The sequence below is a fragment of the Archangium primigenium genome (assembly GCF_016904885.1).
Classification (GTDB): Bacteria; Myxococcota; Myxococcia; order Myxococcales; family Myxococcaceae; genus Cystobacter; species Cystobacter primigenius.
Genome location: NZ_JADWYI010000001.1, coordinates 5,797,658 through 5,813,140 on the forward strand (window position 1 = coordinate 5,797,658; position 15,483 = coordinate 5,813,140).

Sequence of the window (15,483 nt, forward strand, 5' to 3'; positions counted from 1 at the left end):
CCTCGTGAGTTTTTCGGCCCCGCCCTACCCCTCGGCGACCTGGAGCTTGCGACCGCCCTGGGCCTCGGCGACGGTGACCGACTGGTTCCGGCCGTGGCGCTTGGCGTAGTACAGGCACTGGTCCGCCTGCTCCACCAGCACCAGCTTGTCCACGCCGTGGTCCGGCGCCGTGGCGATGCCCAGGGACAGCGTGACCTTGAGCGGGCCCATCTCCGTCTGGAACACCTCGGCCTTGATGGCCTCGCGGATGCGCTCGGCGATGACCTTGGCGCCCTTGGGATCCGTCTCCGGCATGAGGATGGCGAACTCCTCGCCGCCGTAGCGCGCGACGATGTCCGTGTCCCGCGCCTGCTCCTTGAGGATGCGCGCCACGCCCTTGAGCACCTGGTCGCCCGTGAGGTGGCCGTAGGTGTCGTTGACGCTCTTGAAGTGGTCCACGTCCGTGAGCACCAGCGAGCACTTGCGCCCGTAGCGCCGCGAGTGCGCCAGCATCTCGTCCGCCTTCGACTGGAAGGTGCGGTTGTTGTACAGGCCCGTCATGCCGTCCGTGGTGGCCATGCGCTCCATCTGCTCGTAGAGCTGGGCGCGCAACACGGCCTGCGCCGCCTGGATGGCGATGACCTCCAGCATGCGCAGCACGTCATGGTCCAGGGCCGTCTTGCGCCGCGAGCCCGCCACCAGCGTGCCGAGAATGCGGTCGCCCGCGGTGAGCGGGAAGATCTTCAGCGCCGCGAGCCCGCGCACCTGGGTCTCCTCGTCGAAGATGACCTGGCGGTCCATGGCCTTCAGGTCGCGGCCGGGCAGGGGCGCGCCGTAGCGCACCACGTTGGCGACCAGGCCGTTGTTGTCCGGGAACGTCCAGCCCTCGAGCGCCTTGCCCGGCGCGCTCACGCCCAGCATGCGCGCCACCTTGTGCACGCGCTTGCCGTCCTGCTCGCTCACGATGGTGACGGCGCTGAAGTCCAGGCCCGCGAGCTGCCGCGCGCTCTCCAGCACCGCGAGGAACACCTGCTCGGGGTTGCCCGCGCGGTTGAGCTCCTCGATGGCGCGGAAGAACCGGTCCTTCTCGTCGCGCGTCTTGCGGATGTACGTCATCACCCGCTCCACCTCGATGGAGCGCAGCACCTCGGCGGCGATGGTGGTGAGCAGCTTCTCGTCGTCGTCGGAGAAGGGGTTGTGCGCGAGGCGGTCGGCCACGAGCACGCCGCGCACCAGGCCCCCGCCCTCGATGATGGGCACGGCCAGCACCGCGCCCACGCCGGGCGAGCTGCCGTCGTACCAGGTCACGCCCTTGAGCCCGAGCGCCGAGTGCATGCGCACCGGGGCGCGGCGCTTGAGCACGCCGCCCAGCACGCCCTCGCCCGCGGTGAAGCGCTCGCGCTGCACTCGCTCGGAGGCGCTGCGGCAGTCATACAGCTTGAGCCCCTTGTCGTCCGAGGTGAGCAGGAAGGCCGCGCAGGTGTTCGTCTTGAGCGCCGTCTCGGCGATCTCCAGGGCGGCGCCCACCGCGCCCTCGATCTCCTTCACCGACGCGAGCAGCCACTTCTCCTGCTCCTTCTCGTCCGGGGGGTTGTCGTGGGTGCCGGAGTTCACCAGGCGGAACGTGCGGGCGCGCTCCTCCACTTCCTTGATGCGCTTGTCCACGGCGGCGCTCTCGGCGCGGCGGGCGGCGGCGATGCGCGCGGCGAGCACCAGGTGGTTGAGCCCGGCGAACAGCGACAGGAAGGAGGCGTGGGTGAGGAACGTGCCCAGGCCGCGCGCCGGGCCCCGGAAGACGAGCAGCGCGTCGAAGGCGAGCGCCACGCCGAGCAGCACCAGGCTCGCCGTGCGGGGCAGGAAGGCCACCAGGCACGCCATGAGCAGGTAGACGAGCGGATAGGCGGCATCCCCCGCGAGCGCCACCACGAGGAACGCCGAGGCGAGGAACACCGCGCCCAGCTCCACGTCGTCGCGCAGGTAGAGCGGCGCGCCCACGGCCTCGCGGGTGAAGCGGCGCCAGCCCATGACGCCCAGGCCCGCGAGCAGGAAGAGCACGAGGCCGGCCTCGGTCCAGCCCAGCGCGTGCAGTCCGACGAAGCCGCCGCGCGCCAGGTGCGAGAAGGCGCACAGCACGGAGGCCGCGGGCACGGCCCGCACCAGGAAGCGCGTCAGCTTGGAGACGGCGGAGAGGGGCGAGGGCATGGGGTCTACTCCAGGTGGAAGACGAGCTCGCCGGGTTTGATGAAGCCCAACTCCTCGCGCGCCGCGCGCTCGAGCGCCGCGGGGTCGTCGCGCAGGGCGTTGATCTCCCGCAGCAGCCGCTCGTTCTGCTCGGCGATGCCGCGGTTGCGCACGTGCAGGGAGTCCACGTCCTGACGCAGGCTCAGGTAGCGGCGGAAGCCCTTGGCGTCCGCGGCCGAGACCAGCGTGAGGAGCGCGGCCACGCATGCCGCAACCGCCAGGAGCTTTCGCCGCACCGTCATGAGTGCGCGGCAAGGTACCAGCGACGACCCGGGCGGCAAGAAATCCGCTCCAGGGCTGTAGCGCCTCGGAGCACCTCTTGGAGCACCTCTTGGAGCACCCCCTTGGCCCGAGGGACTTTCCTGCGCAGGACACTCGCGGCACGGGGGCCCGCCGCGGCGCGCCCGTCCTGCGAGCATGGGCGCGGATCCCCCACCCACGACCATGCACCCCGCTCCCCCCTCCCCTCTTCCGCACCGTGCCTGGGCGCGCTGGCGCCGGCCCTTGTTCTGGGGGGTCGTGGCGCTGCTCGTGCTGGAGCTCGTCTACATCGCGATGCTCGCCACGGGGGGACTGGCGTGGTTGCTCAACCGCCTCATCCCCGACACGCGCCTGGGCTGGAGCAAGGCCACCAGCGTGGTGCCCGGGCGCATCCACCTGGAGAACTTCTTCCTGCACAATTTCGCCCAGGGCGGAGGCGACTGGCGGATCGAGCTCGACCGGGCGGAGGTGAACGTGTCCCTCCACGCCCTGTTCCTCCAGCGCTTCGAGACGGAGTCGCTGGAGGTCCACGGCATCAAGGCGCGCATCCACAGCGTCTCCACCGAGCCCGAGCAGGACCCGGCGCGCCCCCAGGCCGAAGGCGCGGAGAAAGAGGAGCCGGGCGGGTGGAGGATCCGGCTGCGGGAGGTGCGGGTGCACGACGTTCACGCGTTCATCTGGAACCAGGCGCGGCTCACGGGCATGCAGGAGGTCCAGGGCGGGCTGGACGTGCAGCCCGGCAAGCGCATCGTCCTGGAGGACATCCGGCTGCGGCTCGGTCCGGGCGAGCTGTTCCTCATGGAGGACGCGATCGCGCGGGTGGAGCGCGGTGAGGCGAGCGCCCGGCTCGAGGCGCGCTACCGGGGCACGGAGGGCATCGATCTCATCGCGGGCCTCACGGGCGGACGGCTCCAGGTGAGCGCCACCGTGCCCGCCGTCAGCTCGCTGCAGCACCTGGTGCCCCGCTTCGAGGGGCTCTCGCCCGAGGGGGGCGCGGGCCGGGTGGAGGTGGACCTGCACGTGAAGGACGGTCGGCTCGCGCCGGGCACGGTCATCCGCGGCCAGGGCGAGCCCTTCACGCTGCCCGTGGGGCCCTTGCGGCTGCATGCCCCGTGGAACCTGCTCGCGGACGTGCACACCCGCGAGGATGGCGAGGATCGGCTGGGGCTGAAGTTCACCATGGGGCCGGTGCGCATGGAGGGCGGCAAGGCACCGGGCCAGGTCCTGGAGACCCCGGAGGTGCGCCTGTTGATGGGGGCGAAGTCCCCGCGCCTGGGTGAGGCCCTGCCCGACGTGCACATGAGCCTGAGCGCGGCGCGCAGCAACCCCGTGGAGCTGCGCATGCTCAACGGCTGGCTGGGCCCCTCCTTCCAGGTGGAGTCCGGCCAGGCCTTCGTGAAGGCCTCCTCCCGCGCCAACCCCGAGGACGGCGGCGGCGAGGGCCACCTGAACGTGGACACCCAGGGGTTCCGGGCCCGGTGGAGCGGCGCGCGCATCACCGGACGCCTGCTGCTCGACGTGGACGCACACAAGCTGGCCTTCAACCAGGAGCGGGTGACGCTGCATGGCAGCCGGATGCTCCTGCGCGGGGTGGCCGTCCACACCGAGAAGGACAGCGAGCGCGACTGGGATGGAACGCTCGTCTTCCCCGAGGCCACCCTGGGCCTGTCGTCCCCGCCCTCCTTCCGGGGGCGCTTCACGGGCAGCTTCTCCAACGCGGCGCCGCTCGTGGCCCTGCTCACGCAGCAGGGCGCCTTTCCCCACTTCTTCTCCCCGCTGCTGCGGGCCGAGAACCTTCAAATCTCCGGCGGGGTGACCCTGGGCAAGGACGGGGCCGTGTTCGACACGCTGCGCGCCAAGGCGGAGGGCCTCGAGGTGCGCGGCCAGGCCCGGAGCGTGAACGGCGCGACCTCGGCGCTCCTGCTGGTGAAGCTCGGCATCCTCTCCGTGGGGGTGGAGGTGGTCCCCGGGGACACGAACATCCACCTGGTCCTGCCCGAGCGTTGGTACACGCGCCGCACGGGGGAAGTCCTCCCCTGAGGCTCAGCGGCGCAGCAGGGTCTGGACGGCGTCGGACAGCGCGCCGTGGCCCGCCATGCCCTGCCACGCTCCGGCCACCCGGCCCTCCTTGTCCAGGAGGAAGGTGGCGGGCAAGGCGGGGATGAGGCCGTAGGCACTCTGGCCCTGCTGCAGGGCGGGGTTGGACACCAGGAGGGGGACGCCCGCGGGGGCGTAGTCCTGGGCGAAGGGGGCCAGCGTGCGCGGGCCGTCGAGATCCAGTCCCACCAGCACCACCCGGAGGCCCTGGGGGCCGAGCTCCTTCTGGAGCGCCTCGAGCGTGGGCAACTGCGCGAGCGAGGGGAAGCTCCAGGTGGCGAAGAAGGACACCAGCACCACGCGGCCGGGCAGCTCGCGCCAGTCGTACGGGGTGGGCCCCACGGCGGGCAGCACCAGGGCACGCAGGTAGGGGGACGCGGTGCCGGTGAGCCGGGGCGCCTCGGGCTCCCGGTGGCAGCCCGCGAGCGCCAGCAACAGGACCCCCACGCGCGCCAGCGCCCGCCCGCGGCTCATGCCTCGCTCTTGGCCTTGCCCAGGCGCTGGCAGTTGCGGCACAGCCCGTAGAGTTCCATCTTGTGCGACGTCACGGTGAAGCCGTGCCGGCGCGCCACCACTTCCTGCATCTGCTCGATGCGCTCGTCCTCGAACTCGACGATGGTGCCGCAGTGGGTGCAGATGAGGTGATCGTGGTGGTGGCGACCCACGGCCGCCTCATAGCGCGTCTGCCCGTCCCCGAAATTGCGAGCGTGGGCCAATCCACACTCCCCGAGCAATTTCATGGTCCGGTACACCGTGGCCACGGAAACCTTGGCATCCTGCTCTCGCACCTTGTTCCACAGTTCCTCGACGGACAGGTGCCCGCCGACGGAGAAGAAGGTGTCGATGATGAGGCTGCGCTGGCGCGTGCTCTTCAGCCCGTGCTGCGCCATGTAGTGCTGCAGCACCTCGTCCATGTTCCGATTCACAGCTCGCCTGCCTCCTGGCCCGCTCCCCTGTCCTGCCGGGCCAGCGTGCGTCCACCGGGAGAGCGTGCGGGATGCACGGGCCCCGGTCCAGATGTACTACCGACTTGCACCCGCCTCTGGCTGTTTAGATTGAGGCCTGTCGGATTCATTGACACCCGTCCGCCAGCGAAGATAGAGGCACCCGGCCTCGTAAACGAGCATTTTTCCGCGATTTCATGAACCGTCACTGGCAGAGACAACGGCAACCCGATGACGTCCCCACCCCCGTGGCGGTGGCCGTCTCCGACTACTGCCGGCGAGCCCAATCGCCTGCAACCCCCTCCGAGGTCCGCGAGGCCCTCGCCCTGCTGACCGAGGCCGACGACTTCCGCGTCCGCGGTTTGACGGACGCGGAGCCCGGCGCCACGCCCCTGGGGCCCTTCGCCGTGGTGGACGTGCTCCACGGCACGGCCCCGGCGACCGCCGCGACCCGGCAGGCCTGTGGGTACTACGAGGTGGTGCGGGAGTTGGCCCGCGTCCATGAGGAGAAGCGCCCGCCCGCGCCTCCCGTGGCCGACGTGCCGACCTTCGCCGTGCCCCCGGCCCGGCAGGCCGCCCCCCCACCCCTCAACGTGCATGCCCGCCGGGAGACCGAGCCGGCGGCCGAGACCGTCCAGTCGCGCATCGCGCCGCGCAAGCGGCAGGCCACCGCCGAGCCACCGCCCGAGGAGCTGGATCAGGACGGGCCGAGCTTCCTGCGGCGCGACCTGCCCAAGCCACGCGGCCGCTTCACCCGTCTGGAGGCGCCCAAGTCGAGCTTCCAGGAGCTCACGCGCGCGGGCGGCAAGGAAGTCCTCGAGGCCCTGCTGGAGTCCAACGAGAACCGCTTCGCACTGCACAAGGCCGTGGAGCAGCAGTACAACGGGCCGCGCGGGGAGCTGACGCTCGGGGAGATGGAGTCGGTGCTCAAGGAGCACGGGCTGCTGTCCGCCCTGGAGGAGCGCGAGCACGCGGCCATCCTGGCCTCGTTCACCGAGCACCGCGGCGCGTCCGGCCGGGTGGGTTGGGCGCTGGGCCTGAGCCCGCCGGAGCTCAAGCAGCTCGAGGCCAAGCTCGGCATCTCCGAGCAGGTGGAGGCCGTGCGCGAGCGCTTCCGCCGCGAGGCCCTCACCGGCCGCCACCTCACCCAGAAGCTGGATCTGCTCGGGCGCGACAAGTACCTGGTGGACCTCGGCATCAAGAAGCGCTTCTCCGACATGCTGCGCCGCGAGCTGGAAGTCATGGTGCGCGAGGAAGGCCCCGACGTGGCCTCGATCAGCGCCCTCTGCGAGGCGATCGCCCGCAAGCACGGGGCGCCCTCCGAGCTCGTCTCGCGCGCCCTCGAGCGCCTGGGCGTGGCGCCGGCGCACCTCAAGGGCACGCTCCCTCCCTCCTCCACATCCTAGAAAGAGGCCCCAGTCCCATGCCCATCTACGAATACAGCTGCAGCTCCTGTGGAAAGACGATCGACGTCCTGCAGAAGATCAGCGATCCCACGCCGGAGAAGTGCACCGCGTGCGGCGCCCAGGCGTCACTCAGCCGCGTGGTGAGCCGCTCGAGCTTCCACCTCAAGGGCGGCGGTTGGTACAAGGACCTCTACGGCTCCACCAACACGTCCGGCTCCAGCGGGGGCTCGTCGTCCTCGGGCTCGTCCGGCTCCGGCACCAGCACCAGCACGGGCGCGTCCGGCTCCAGCGACACGTCGTCCGCGTCGTCGTCCTCGTCCACGCCGAGCACCTCCAGCGGCACGACGAGCAGCACGCCGGCCGCGCCGGCCGCCGCCAAGAGCTGAGCGGCGGAAAAGTCGCGAGGGGGGAGCGCCAGGGGGAGACTGGGCCACGTGCCCTTTCCCCCGTCCAAGCGTCCCCCCCGTCGCTGTGTGCTCTGTGACCATCCGGAGCTGACCGATGCCCGTGGCAAGGGCCGGTTCCTGCTCGTCCCCGATCCCGAGGGCCGCGGCCCCATCTGTCCACCGGTGAAGGGTTGTGGCGAGCAGCGGCGGCGCCTGGACGACAACGCGTCCCCCCCGCCCGCCGCCTGAGTTAAGGAGGCGCCTTGCCGCGCGATCCCGCGCGAGAGGACCGTCTCCATGCTCGTTCCCGTACTGCTCGCCTCGTTGTTCGCCCTCACCCCCGTGGAGTCCGCGCCGTCCGCCGCGGATCCCTCCGTCTCCTTCGCCCGGACGTGGGAAGGCCGCCAGGCGCGGCTGCTCGAGGGACTGGAGCTGGCGGCCACCTTCAAGCCCTCGGAGACCCCGGCCCTGCGCCTCACGGACGCCACGCGTCTGGGGCTCATGGACGCTCCCCTGCCCCTGGACACCGGCGGCGGCGTGAGCAGCGACCTGCGGCCGGTGCTCTCGCTGGCGCTCGGCCTGATCCTCGGCTTTGGCCTCGGGCACATCGTGGCCGGGGACACCAACGGCTTCATCCTCTTCCTGGTGGTGGACGTGGCCATCATCGTCGCCAGCAGCGTGCTGCACTACGCCCTGGGCGGCATCTTCTGGGGCATCGGCGGCCTGGCCCTGCTCGTCTCGCACGTCATCCAGGGCATCGACGCCTACCAGACGGCGGGCGGCGCTCGCATCGTCGAGGCCACGCGCCGGCGCGCCATCCTCGTGGCGGACACCTCCAACGGCCGGGACGCGCCGCTCGTCTCCACGCGGGCCTTCGGCTTCGCCTTCTAGGACGGGGTGCCCCGCGTGAAACGACTCCTCGTCCTGTCCCTCACCCTGCTGCTGGCCGCCGGCTGCGCGAGCCAGACGAAGCTCAGCGCGGAGGACCGCTCGTCGTTGGATCGGGATCTGACCACGGGCCCGGCGGCGGTGCGCTACCTGAAGGTCTCCAGCTACGTCACCCCCTTCTTCGGGGATGGCTCCAAGCGGCTGCTCACGCCCTACCCGCCCGAGGAGGTGCGGTTGCTCAACGACACCAAGGGCCAGCCCCTCAACCCCGGGCCCATCCAGACGCTGGTGCCCGCGGGCACCCAGGTGCGGGTGCTCAAGGTGGAGTTCCCCACCTCCTGGGCCATCGCCGAGCGGGTGCTGTACTCCCCGCGCACCCAGCCCTGGGTGTACCTCCAGGTGGAGGGCGCGCCGGCCGGCTCGCCCATCATCCTCGTGCTGCCGCCCCGGCTGGACACGCGGGAGGACGTGCGCGCGGAGCTGGACCGGCACCTGCTGGTGCAGGACCCGGCACCCCGGCTGGGCAAGTTCGCGGCGCGCTTCCGGGAAGCCCTCCAGCAGAAGCGTGTCCTGGAGGGCATGCCCGAGGCCGCGCTGGAGCTGTCCTGGGGCGCGCCGGAGACCATCCGCCGCACGCTGGACGGCCCTCGGGTGAATCAGGAGTGGGTGTACCCGGGCGGCAAGCGCCGGGTGTTCCTCACCGACGGCGTGGTGACGCGCATCGATGAGGGCGCGGGCGCCACCGAGGCCCCCGCGAAGTAGGCCCCCTCACGGGACGCCGCCCCGCCCTTCTCAGACGGAGGCGGGGCGGTGTCTCGGGGTGCCTCAGGGCTTCACGGCCACGCGCCAGATCGTGTTGCTCGAGTCGTCCGCCACCAGCAGCGAGCCGTCGGGCAGCGCGAGCACGCCCACCGGGCGGCCATACACCTTGGCGGCGGCGCGGTCGGCGATGAAGCCGGTGAGGAAGTCCTCGGGTGCGCCGCTGGGACGGCCGTCCTTGAAGGGCACGAAGACGACCTTGTAGCCGACGATCTCCGAGCGGTTCCACGAGCCGTGCTGCCCGATGAAGGCGCCGCCGCGGTACTTCTCCGGGAAGGCCTGGCCCTTGTAGAAGGCGAGCCCCAGGGACGCGGTGTGCGAGCCCAGCGCCACGTCCGGCACCAGGGTCTTCTGCACCAGGTCGGGCCGCTGGCCGGCGAGCCGGGGATCCTCGTTCGGGCCGAAGTAGGCGAAGGGCCAGCCGTAGAAGCCCCCTTCCTTCACGCCCGTGAGGTAGTCGGGCACCAGGTCATCGCCCAGCTTGTCGCGCTCGTTGACCACGGTCCACAGCGTGGAGGTGCCCGGGGCCCAGTCCATGCCCACGGGGTTGCGCAGGCCGCTCGCGTAGATGCGCTCGCCCGAGCCGTCCGGGTTGATCTCCAGGATGTCCGCCCGGCGGATCTCGTTGTCCAGGCCGTGCTCGGCCACGTTGCTGCCCGAGCCCACCGAGACGTAGATCTTCGAGCCGTCGGCGTTGGCCAGCAGGTTGCGCGTCCAGTGGTTGTTGTACCCCCCGGCCGGCAGGGTGAGGATCTTCTCGCCCGCGGCGCGCACGGACAGCTGCGTGGCGTCGTAGGGGTAGCGCCAGACGCCGTCGGTGTTGGCGACGTAGAAGCGATCCTGGAGCAGCAGCATGCCCAGGGGCTGGTGGAGATCCTTCAGGAAGGTCTCGCGCACCTCGGGCGTGCCGTCGCCGTTGGCGTCGCGCAGGAGGGTGATCCGGTTGGCGCTCGCGCCGATGCGCTGGGAGGCGGCCTTGCCGGACGCCTGGGCCTTCTGGAGGTCCTCCTTGCTCTTGGGCTCGGTGTTCGACTCGGCCACGAGCACGTCGCCGTTGGGCAGCACGTAGAGCCAGCGGGGGTTCTGGAAGCCATCCGCGTACTTCGTCACCACGAAGCCCTCGGGAGCCACGGGCGTCTGGCCATCAGGCCAGCCGATGACCTCGCTGTAGTTCTGCACGTCGTGGCTCGTGTCGGGCGCGGGCAGCGCCGGGGGCGGCGTGGCCGGCGGCGTCCCACCCGGCGTCGGGTTCGGCGTGGCCGGATCGTGCGCGCAAGCCGCCATCAGGGACGCGGCGGAGACACCGAGCAGGGCCTTCTTCAACATCGTCGTCATGGCAGCCTCTGGGATGGGAGAGGGCCCTGCCTTAACAACGTCCTCCCCGGAGCAGAGGCGACGAACGCGGGGGGTGTTGACTTCTGGCTGCCCGAGCCGCCGGGCGCGCGAGGGCTCAGGCCTCCGGGTCCGGGAGGAGACGTTCCGTGGTGCTCAGGCCCGGCACGTAGTGCGCGGGGAAGTAGCGCAGGTTGCCCTGGAGCGAGGTGATGAGCTCGAACCAGTCGCGCTTGTCCTCCGGTGCGAGGCACGCCCGCTCGAGAATGCGCTGGTTGAAGCGCGGCATGAAGGTATTGCGCACGCGCTCCAGGCCGTTGAGGCCGGTGAAGTGCGCGTCGATGGTGGCCTCGAGCCGCTCGCGCGGCACGTTCTGGAAGGCCCGCATCCGCGGCAGCACGTGCAGGGACATGGCGCGCTCCTGCCGCTTGGTGAGGGTGTCGGACAGGGTGTAGCGCACCATGACGTGCTGCAGGCCGTGGTGCAGGGCCTCGTACAGGGCGCTGGTGTGCTTGCGCCGCTCGACGAGGCCATGGGTGCACGCGGCCATCATCCGCGACACCGCCATGTGCCGGTTCTCGTCCACCGTGTGCAGGTGGGACAGGCGCGCGAGCGCCGAGGCCCCCGCGTCCACCGTCTCCACCTGGGTCTCGAAGGCCTTGCCCAGGTGGTTCACGATGCCGCGCCCCAGGTAGTAGGACGCCACGAAGTCCGCGCCGAAGCGCTCGCACAGGAAGCGCAGCGTGCGCCGGGACACGAGGTAGGGCCGCAGCGGCTTGACGGGCATGCGCAGGCCCTCGACCCCGTGGCGCCGCGTGAGCACGGCCCGCACCCGCTCGAACGCCGCGATGTGGTCCTCCTCCTCGTCCGCCTCCAGCCGGAGCAGCCCCGCCACGTCCGCGTCCACGCCGTCGAGGAAGTCCGCCACGGCCCGGTTGGCGGCCACGACGAAGCGCTCGCCGTCGCTGATGCGGTAGTACATCAGCATGTAGATCCAGTGGTTGAGCGCGAGCCGCTGCTCCTCGTCGTAGAGCGCCCACCACGGGGTATGGAAGCCCAGGCTCAGCGGCTCGGGGACGAGCGGCCGATCCCACGCCGTGTCCTCCCAACGGGCGCCCTCCAGGAAGTCCACCAGCCCGGGACCCCGGGGGCCCGCGAGCCGACGCTTCGCGAAGGCGCGCAACTGCCGGAGCTCACTCGTGACGAAGTCCATGGGCAACCCTCCTGGACCTGGAGTCTACCGGCGCCGCCGACCTCCACCACCCCCGCCGCCCCGCCGCTTGGAGGCCGCGGCCCGCGCCGCCTGCGCCTCGCCCGGACGGGTGAGCCGGGGCAGCTCGCCCGCCATGACGGCATGGAAGTCCCCGGCGAGCAGCGCCGCCACGAGCTCCTCCTGCGTCTTGACCGGCTTCTTGAAGAAGGTGGCGCCATAGCCCACCTCGTCCACGGTGGCGCGCGCGTCACTGCCGCCCGTGCAGGGGACCTTGAGCGTCTCGGCGGCCTCCACGGCCAGGTCGTTCGCCGTCTGCTTCACCCGGGCGTTGTAGCCCTCCACCGCGCACACCAGACCGCCGAGCGTGCGCACGTAGTCCATGGCCGGGTGGTGGGAGTCGCGGTCGTACGGCCGGGCGGCGACGATGGCCGCGCCCAGCGAGCGCACCTTGGGCAGACACTCGGCGGCGCTCCAGGGCTTCTCCCGGTTGCTGCCCCAGAGCTGCACCGGCTCGGGCGCGCGTTCCGGATTCGGGAAGAAGCACAGGTACTGGCCCCGGTCGGTGACGAGCTCCAGCCCGACGAAGACCTTCACCTTGGCCTTGGCGCCAATCTCGAACAGCTCGTCGCAGCCGTCCTGGGTGTTGGTCTCCGTGAAGGCGACTCCGTCCAGGCCGAACATGGCGGCGCGATCCAGGACCGCGCGAGGGTCCAGATCGCAGTCCTTGGACAGATACGAGTGCGCGTGCAGATCGATGAGCATGAGCGCCGCTCCCTAACAGGCTCCCGTGGGAGCTGTCGAGCCTCGGCGCTGCCCCGGACCCGCGAATCAGGCGAACGCGTAGCCCTGGATGCCCGACTGCTTCACCTGGGTGTTGCGCTCCTCGTGGGTGCGGATGAGGTAGCCCATCAGCATCAGCGACGAGGTGTTCTCCAGGACGCGCGAAGGGTCCTTGGAGATGAGGTTCGCGCTGTAGTTGAGGAAGAACTGGGCGAGATCCTCCCCAGCTTCCTTCACGATCAGCGCGTTGAGCGCGGCGGGATCCATCGTGCGAATCTCGTTGATGAAGTCGACCGCCAGATCCTTCTTGGTCTTCACGTCCATGATTGTGCCCCCTTCGCCCATCCCCAACCCGCCCGAAGGCCCCTCCCTCGGGCGTCACATCCAATGACTCCTGGAATCTAGCCATGCCCTCCCGGGCGGGAACCCCCGGGATCACGCCTGCCTGCTTCCGGGTCAGGTTTTTTGACACCCAGGAACAGCGCGCGGTAACCTTCCGCACACTGAGTTACAAATCACCCTCAAGGAGTGGAAGGCGATGTTCACGGGCGTGAAGGTGTTCTCCGCGACGAAGGCCAAGGAGCGCGAGGAGTTGGGCGAGAACGTGACCCGCTGGCTCAAGAGCAACGCGGATCTGGAGATCGTCGACCGCGTGGTCTGCCAGTCGAGTGACAACGAGTTCCACTGCTACACGCTGGTGCTCTTCTACCGGCACAAGTCCCAGGCCGTCGCCGCCCAGCCGTAGGATCACCGGCCCCCCTCTCCTCCCTTCTTTAGATAGAGGGGGAAGATAGAGGGGGGAGCCGTTGCCTCGAGGCCCGTGGAGAGTGAGTTCCTCCTCCCGCGTGTGGCCCGGGCGCCCCTCCCGCAATCCCCTCCCCCGCTCCAGCGGCTGACGAGCCACCTCGTGACCCTCGCACGCTCGGCCGCCCACGCGCCGGGGCGTGGGGCGACGCGAAGTGCGTGGCGCGGGTGTGCACCTCGCCCGCCCATCCCTACCGTTCACCCTTGAACAGGCGGAACGCTTGGAGCGTCCATCTTCAACGCCTGGTGAAAGTCAGCGTCGGCATTCCGGCGCGGAGACCTATAAGGGGCCGCCTTCAATCTATGAGCGAGCGAATCGAGCGAATCGGAAGCACGGTCATCGAGAATGTCCGGCCGCAGTTGGATGCGGGCCGCTGGCCCGTGAAGCGGGTGGAGGGAGAGACCTTCACCGTCCAGGCGGACATCTTCAAGGAAGGTCACGATGTCCTGGTGGCCGTGGTGCGCTGGCGGCAGTCCGCGCCGCGCGGCCTGGCGACGGAGTGGGCCGAGGTGCCCATGTCCTCGCCCCGGGGCAACGACCTGTGGGAAGGCAGCTTCCCCCTGACGAGCAATGGCCGTTACGAATACACGGTGGAAGCCTGGCCGGACTTCTTCGCCACCTGGGTGACGGAGATCAAGCGCAAGGTGGACGTGGGGCGCGACGTGCGCAGCGAGCTCTTGGAAGGCGCCGCCATGCTCCGGGCCCACGCGGAGCGCGCGCGCCAGGACGGCCACCCGGAGGACGCCGAGCGCATGCTCAAGGCGGCCACCCTCTTCGACCAGGGCATGAGCCCCAACGCCATCGCCGCGGCGATGGAGCCGGAGCTCAAGCGCGTGGCGTCGCGGTACGCGGACCGCTCGGTGGCCGCGCGCTATGAGCGCGTGCTCGAGGTCTTCGTGGACCGCGAGAAGGCGCGCTTTGGCTCGTGGTACGAGTTCTTCCCGCGCTCGGCGCTGCGCGACGGCCGCACGCACGCGACGCTCAAGGACGCGGAGAAGTGGCTGCCCTACGTGCAGTCCATGGGCTTCGACGTCATCTACCTGCCGCCCGTGCACCCCATTGGCATCAAGGCGCGCAAGGGCAAGAACAACAGCCTCACCCCGGGTCCGGACGACGTGGGCAGCCCCTGGGCCATCGGCGGCCCCGAGGGCGGCCACAAGGCCATCCACCCCCAGCTCGGCACGCTGGAGGACTTCGCGCGCTTCGTGAAGGAGGCCAACGCCCAGGGCATCGAGATCGCCATGGACCTGGCGTACCAGTGCTCGCCGGACCACCCCTACGTGAAGGAACACCCCGAGTGGTTCCTCCACCGCCCCGACGGCACCATCAAGACGGCGGAGAACCCGCCCAAGCGCTACGAGGACATCGTCAACTTCGACTGGCTGGGCCCGGGCCGCGACACGCTCTGGCCGGAGCTCAAGTCGGTGGTGATGCACTGGGTGGAGCTGGGCGTGCGCATCTTCCGCGTGGACAACCCGCATACCAAGCCCATGCAGTTCTGGGCGTGGATGATCCGCGAGGTGCAGACCGAGCGGCCCGACGTCGTCTTCCTGTCCGAGGCCTTCACCCGGCCCAAGGTGATGAAGGCGCTGGCGAAGCTCGGCTTCTCCCAGTCCTACAGCTACTTCACCTGGCGCAACTTCAAGGGCGAGATGCAGGAGTACCTGGAGGAGGTCACCCAGCCGCCGGTGTCCGACTTCATGCGCGTCAACCTCTGGCCCAACACGCCGGACATCCTCCCGGAGTTCCTCCAGAGGAGCGGCCCGCCGGGCTTCAAGCTGCGCGCCGCCATGGCCGCCACGCTCTCCAGCGTGTGGGGCATGTACTGCGGCTACGAGTTCTGCGACGGCACGCCCCTGGCGCCCGGCAAGGAGGAGTACCGCGACTCGGAGAAGTACGAGCTCAAGGCGTGGAACCCGGACCAGCCGGGCCACATCCGCGACTACATCGCGACGCTCAATGGCATCCGCCAGCGCCACCGCGCCTTCCAGCTCTACGACAACCTGCGCTTCCACCCCTCGGAGAACGAGCAGGTGATGTTCTACTCCAAGCGCACGCCGGACGGCCTGAGCCAGGTGCTCGTGGCGGTGAGCTTCGACCCGTACAACGCGCAGGACTCGGTGCTGTACGTGCCCCTGGAGGAGCTGGGCATCCAGCCGGATGAGACGTACCAGGTGCACGAGCTCATCTCCGACACGCGCGGCCTCTGGCAGGGTCCCACCGCGCAGGTGCGGCTCACGCCGGATCAGCCCGCGGCCATCTGGGCCATCTACCGTTTCCGTCGCTCCGAGCAAGCATTCGACTACTACGAATAGGCCAGGTTCTCCCACGC

16 protein-coding genes are annotated in these 15,483 nt (G+C 70.4%); 8 read left to right on the forward strand and 8 right to left on the reverse strand.

The annotated features are described in order from the left end of the window. Positions 1-24: 24 nt before the first annotated feature. Both I3V78_RS23725 and I3V78_RS23730 read right to left on the reverse strand, forming a co-directional pair. Positions 25-2,181, reverse strand: coding sequence for a sensor domain-containing diguanylate cyclase (locus I3V78_RS23725; RefSeq protein WP_204490725.1), 2,157 nt, complete (start codon positions 2,179-2,181; stop codon positions 25-27). Between the two features lie 5 nt (positions 2,182-2,186). Beyond that, complete coding sequence (locus I3V78_RS23730; protein ID WP_204490726.1) at positions 2,187-2,462, reverse strand: FtsB family cell division protein; 276 nt, start codon at positions 2,460-2,462, stop codon at positions 2,187-2,189. Positions 2,463-2,724: 262 nt separating this feature from the next. On the opposite strand from I3V78_RS23730, the gene I3V78_RS23735 reads away from it, so the two are divergent. Beyond that, complete coding sequence (locus I3V78_RS23735; RefSeq protein WP_204490727.1) at positions 2,725-4,521, forward strand: AsmA family protein; 1,797 nt, start codon at positions 2,725-2,727, stop codon at positions 4,519-4,521. Between the two features lie 3 nt (positions 4,522-4,524). Here the strand turns inward: I3V78_RS23735 and I3V78_RS23740 are convergent, their stop codons facing one another. Both I3V78_RS23740 and I3V78_RS23745 read right to left on the reverse strand, forming a co-directional pair. Continuing rightward, complete coding sequence (locus I3V78_RS23740) at positions 4,525-5,052, reverse strand: TlpA family protein disulfide reductase (RefSeq protein ID WP_204490728.1); 528 nt, start codon at positions 5,050-5,052, stop codon at positions 4,525-4,527. Further along, positions 5,049-5,492, reverse strand: coding sequence for a Fur family transcriptional regulator (locus I3V78_RS23745; RefSeq protein ID WP_204496776.1), 444 nt, complete (start codon positions 5,490-5,492; stop codon positions 5,049-5,051). Before I3V78_RS23745 ends, I3V78_RS23740 begins: the two co-directional genes overlap by 4 nt. A gap of 227 nt (positions 5,493-5,719) precedes the next feature. Here I3V78_RS23745 and I3V78_RS23750 point away from each other — a divergent pair, with 227 nt between their 5' ends. From I3V78_RS23750 to I3V78_RS23770, 5 genes are read left to right on the forward strand one after another with little or no spacing between them, the layout of a single operon-like run. Next, positions 5,720-6,928 carry a hypothetical protein gene (locus tag I3V78_RS23750; protein ID WP_204490729.1) on the forward strand — a complete coding sequence of 403 codons (1,209 nt, stop codon included), beginning with the start codon at positions 5,720-5,722 and terminating at the stop codon, positions 6,926-6,928. Positions 6,929-6,945: 17 nt separating this feature from the next. Further along, positions 6,946-7,314 carry an FmdB family zinc ribbon protein gene (locus I3V78_RS23755; RefSeq protein ID WP_204490730.1) on the forward strand — a complete coding sequence of 123 codons (369 nt, stop codon included), beginning with the start codon at positions 6,946-6,948 and terminating at the stop codon, positions 7,312-7,314. Between the two features lie 48 nt (positions 7,315-7,362). Then, a complete protein-coding gene (locus tag I3V78_RS23760) occupies positions 7,363-7,563 on the forward strand; it encodes a hypothetical protein (protein ID WP_204490731.1) in 201 nt (66 codons plus the stop codon). A 48-nt stretch (positions 7,564-7,611) separates the two neighbouring features. Further along, positions 7,612-8,205, forward strand: coding sequence for a hypothetical protein (locus I3V78_RS23765; RefSeq protein WP_204490732.1), 594 nt, complete (start codon positions 7,612-7,614; stop codon positions 8,203-8,205). A 15-nt stretch (positions 8,206-8,220) separates the two neighbouring features. Then, positions 8,221-8,964, forward strand: a complete 744-nt coding sequence (locus I3V78_RS23770) for a hypothetical protein (protein WP_204490733.1) — start codon at positions 8,221-8,223, stop codon at positions 8,962-8,964. A gap of 63 nt (positions 8,965-9,027) precedes the next feature. Here the strand turns inward: I3V78_RS23770 and I3V78_RS23775 are convergent, their stop codons facing one another. From I3V78_RS23775 to I3V78_RS23790, 4 genes are all read right to left on the reverse strand, one after another. Next, the gene (locus I3V78_RS23775; protein WP_239576553.1) at positions 9,028-10,356 is read right to left on the reverse strand and encodes a PQQ-dependent sugar dehydrogenase; all 1,329 of its coding nucleotides are present in this window, start codon (positions 10,354-10,356) and stop codon (positions 9,028-9,030) included. A gap of 115 nt (positions 10,357-10,471) precedes the next feature. Further along, complete coding sequence (locus tag I3V78_RS23780) at positions 10,472-11,566, reverse strand: hypothetical protein (protein WP_204490734.1); 1,095 nt, start codon at positions 11,564-11,566, stop codon at positions 10,472-10,474. A 24-nt stretch (positions 11,567-11,590) separates the two neighbouring features. Beyond that, positions 11,591-12,328, reverse strand: a complete 738-nt coding sequence (locus tag I3V78_RS23785) for a PHP-associated domain-containing protein (RefSeq protein ID WP_204490735.1) — start codon at positions 12,326-12,328, stop codon at positions 11,591-11,593. Between the two features lie 66 nt (positions 12,329-12,394). After that, positions 12,395-12,670: a hypothetical protein gene (locus I3V78_RS23790; protein WP_002620895.1), complete on the reverse strand. Its 276-nt coding sequence runs from the start codon at positions 12,668-12,670 to the stop codon at positions 12,395-12,397. A gap of 214 nt (positions 12,671-12,884) precedes the next feature. Between I3V78_RS23790 and I3V78_RS23795 the strand changes: the two genes are divergently transcribed. Together I3V78_RS23795 and I3V78_RS23800 are read left to right on the forward strand one after the other, a co-directional pair. After that, a complete protein-coding gene (locus I3V78_RS23795) occupies positions 12,885-13,091 on the forward strand; it encodes a hypothetical protein (protein ID WP_204490736.1) in 207 nt (68 codons plus the stop codon). A gap of 362 nt (positions 13,092-13,453) precedes the next feature. Then, on the forward strand, positions 13,454-15,466 hold the full coding sequence (locus tag I3V78_RS23800; RefSeq protein ID WP_204490737.1) for an alpha-1,4-glucan--maltose-1-phosphate maltosyltransferase: 2,013 nt from the start codon (positions 13,454-13,456) through the stop codon (positions 15,464-15,466). Positions 15,467-15,483: the final 17 nt, after the last annotated feature.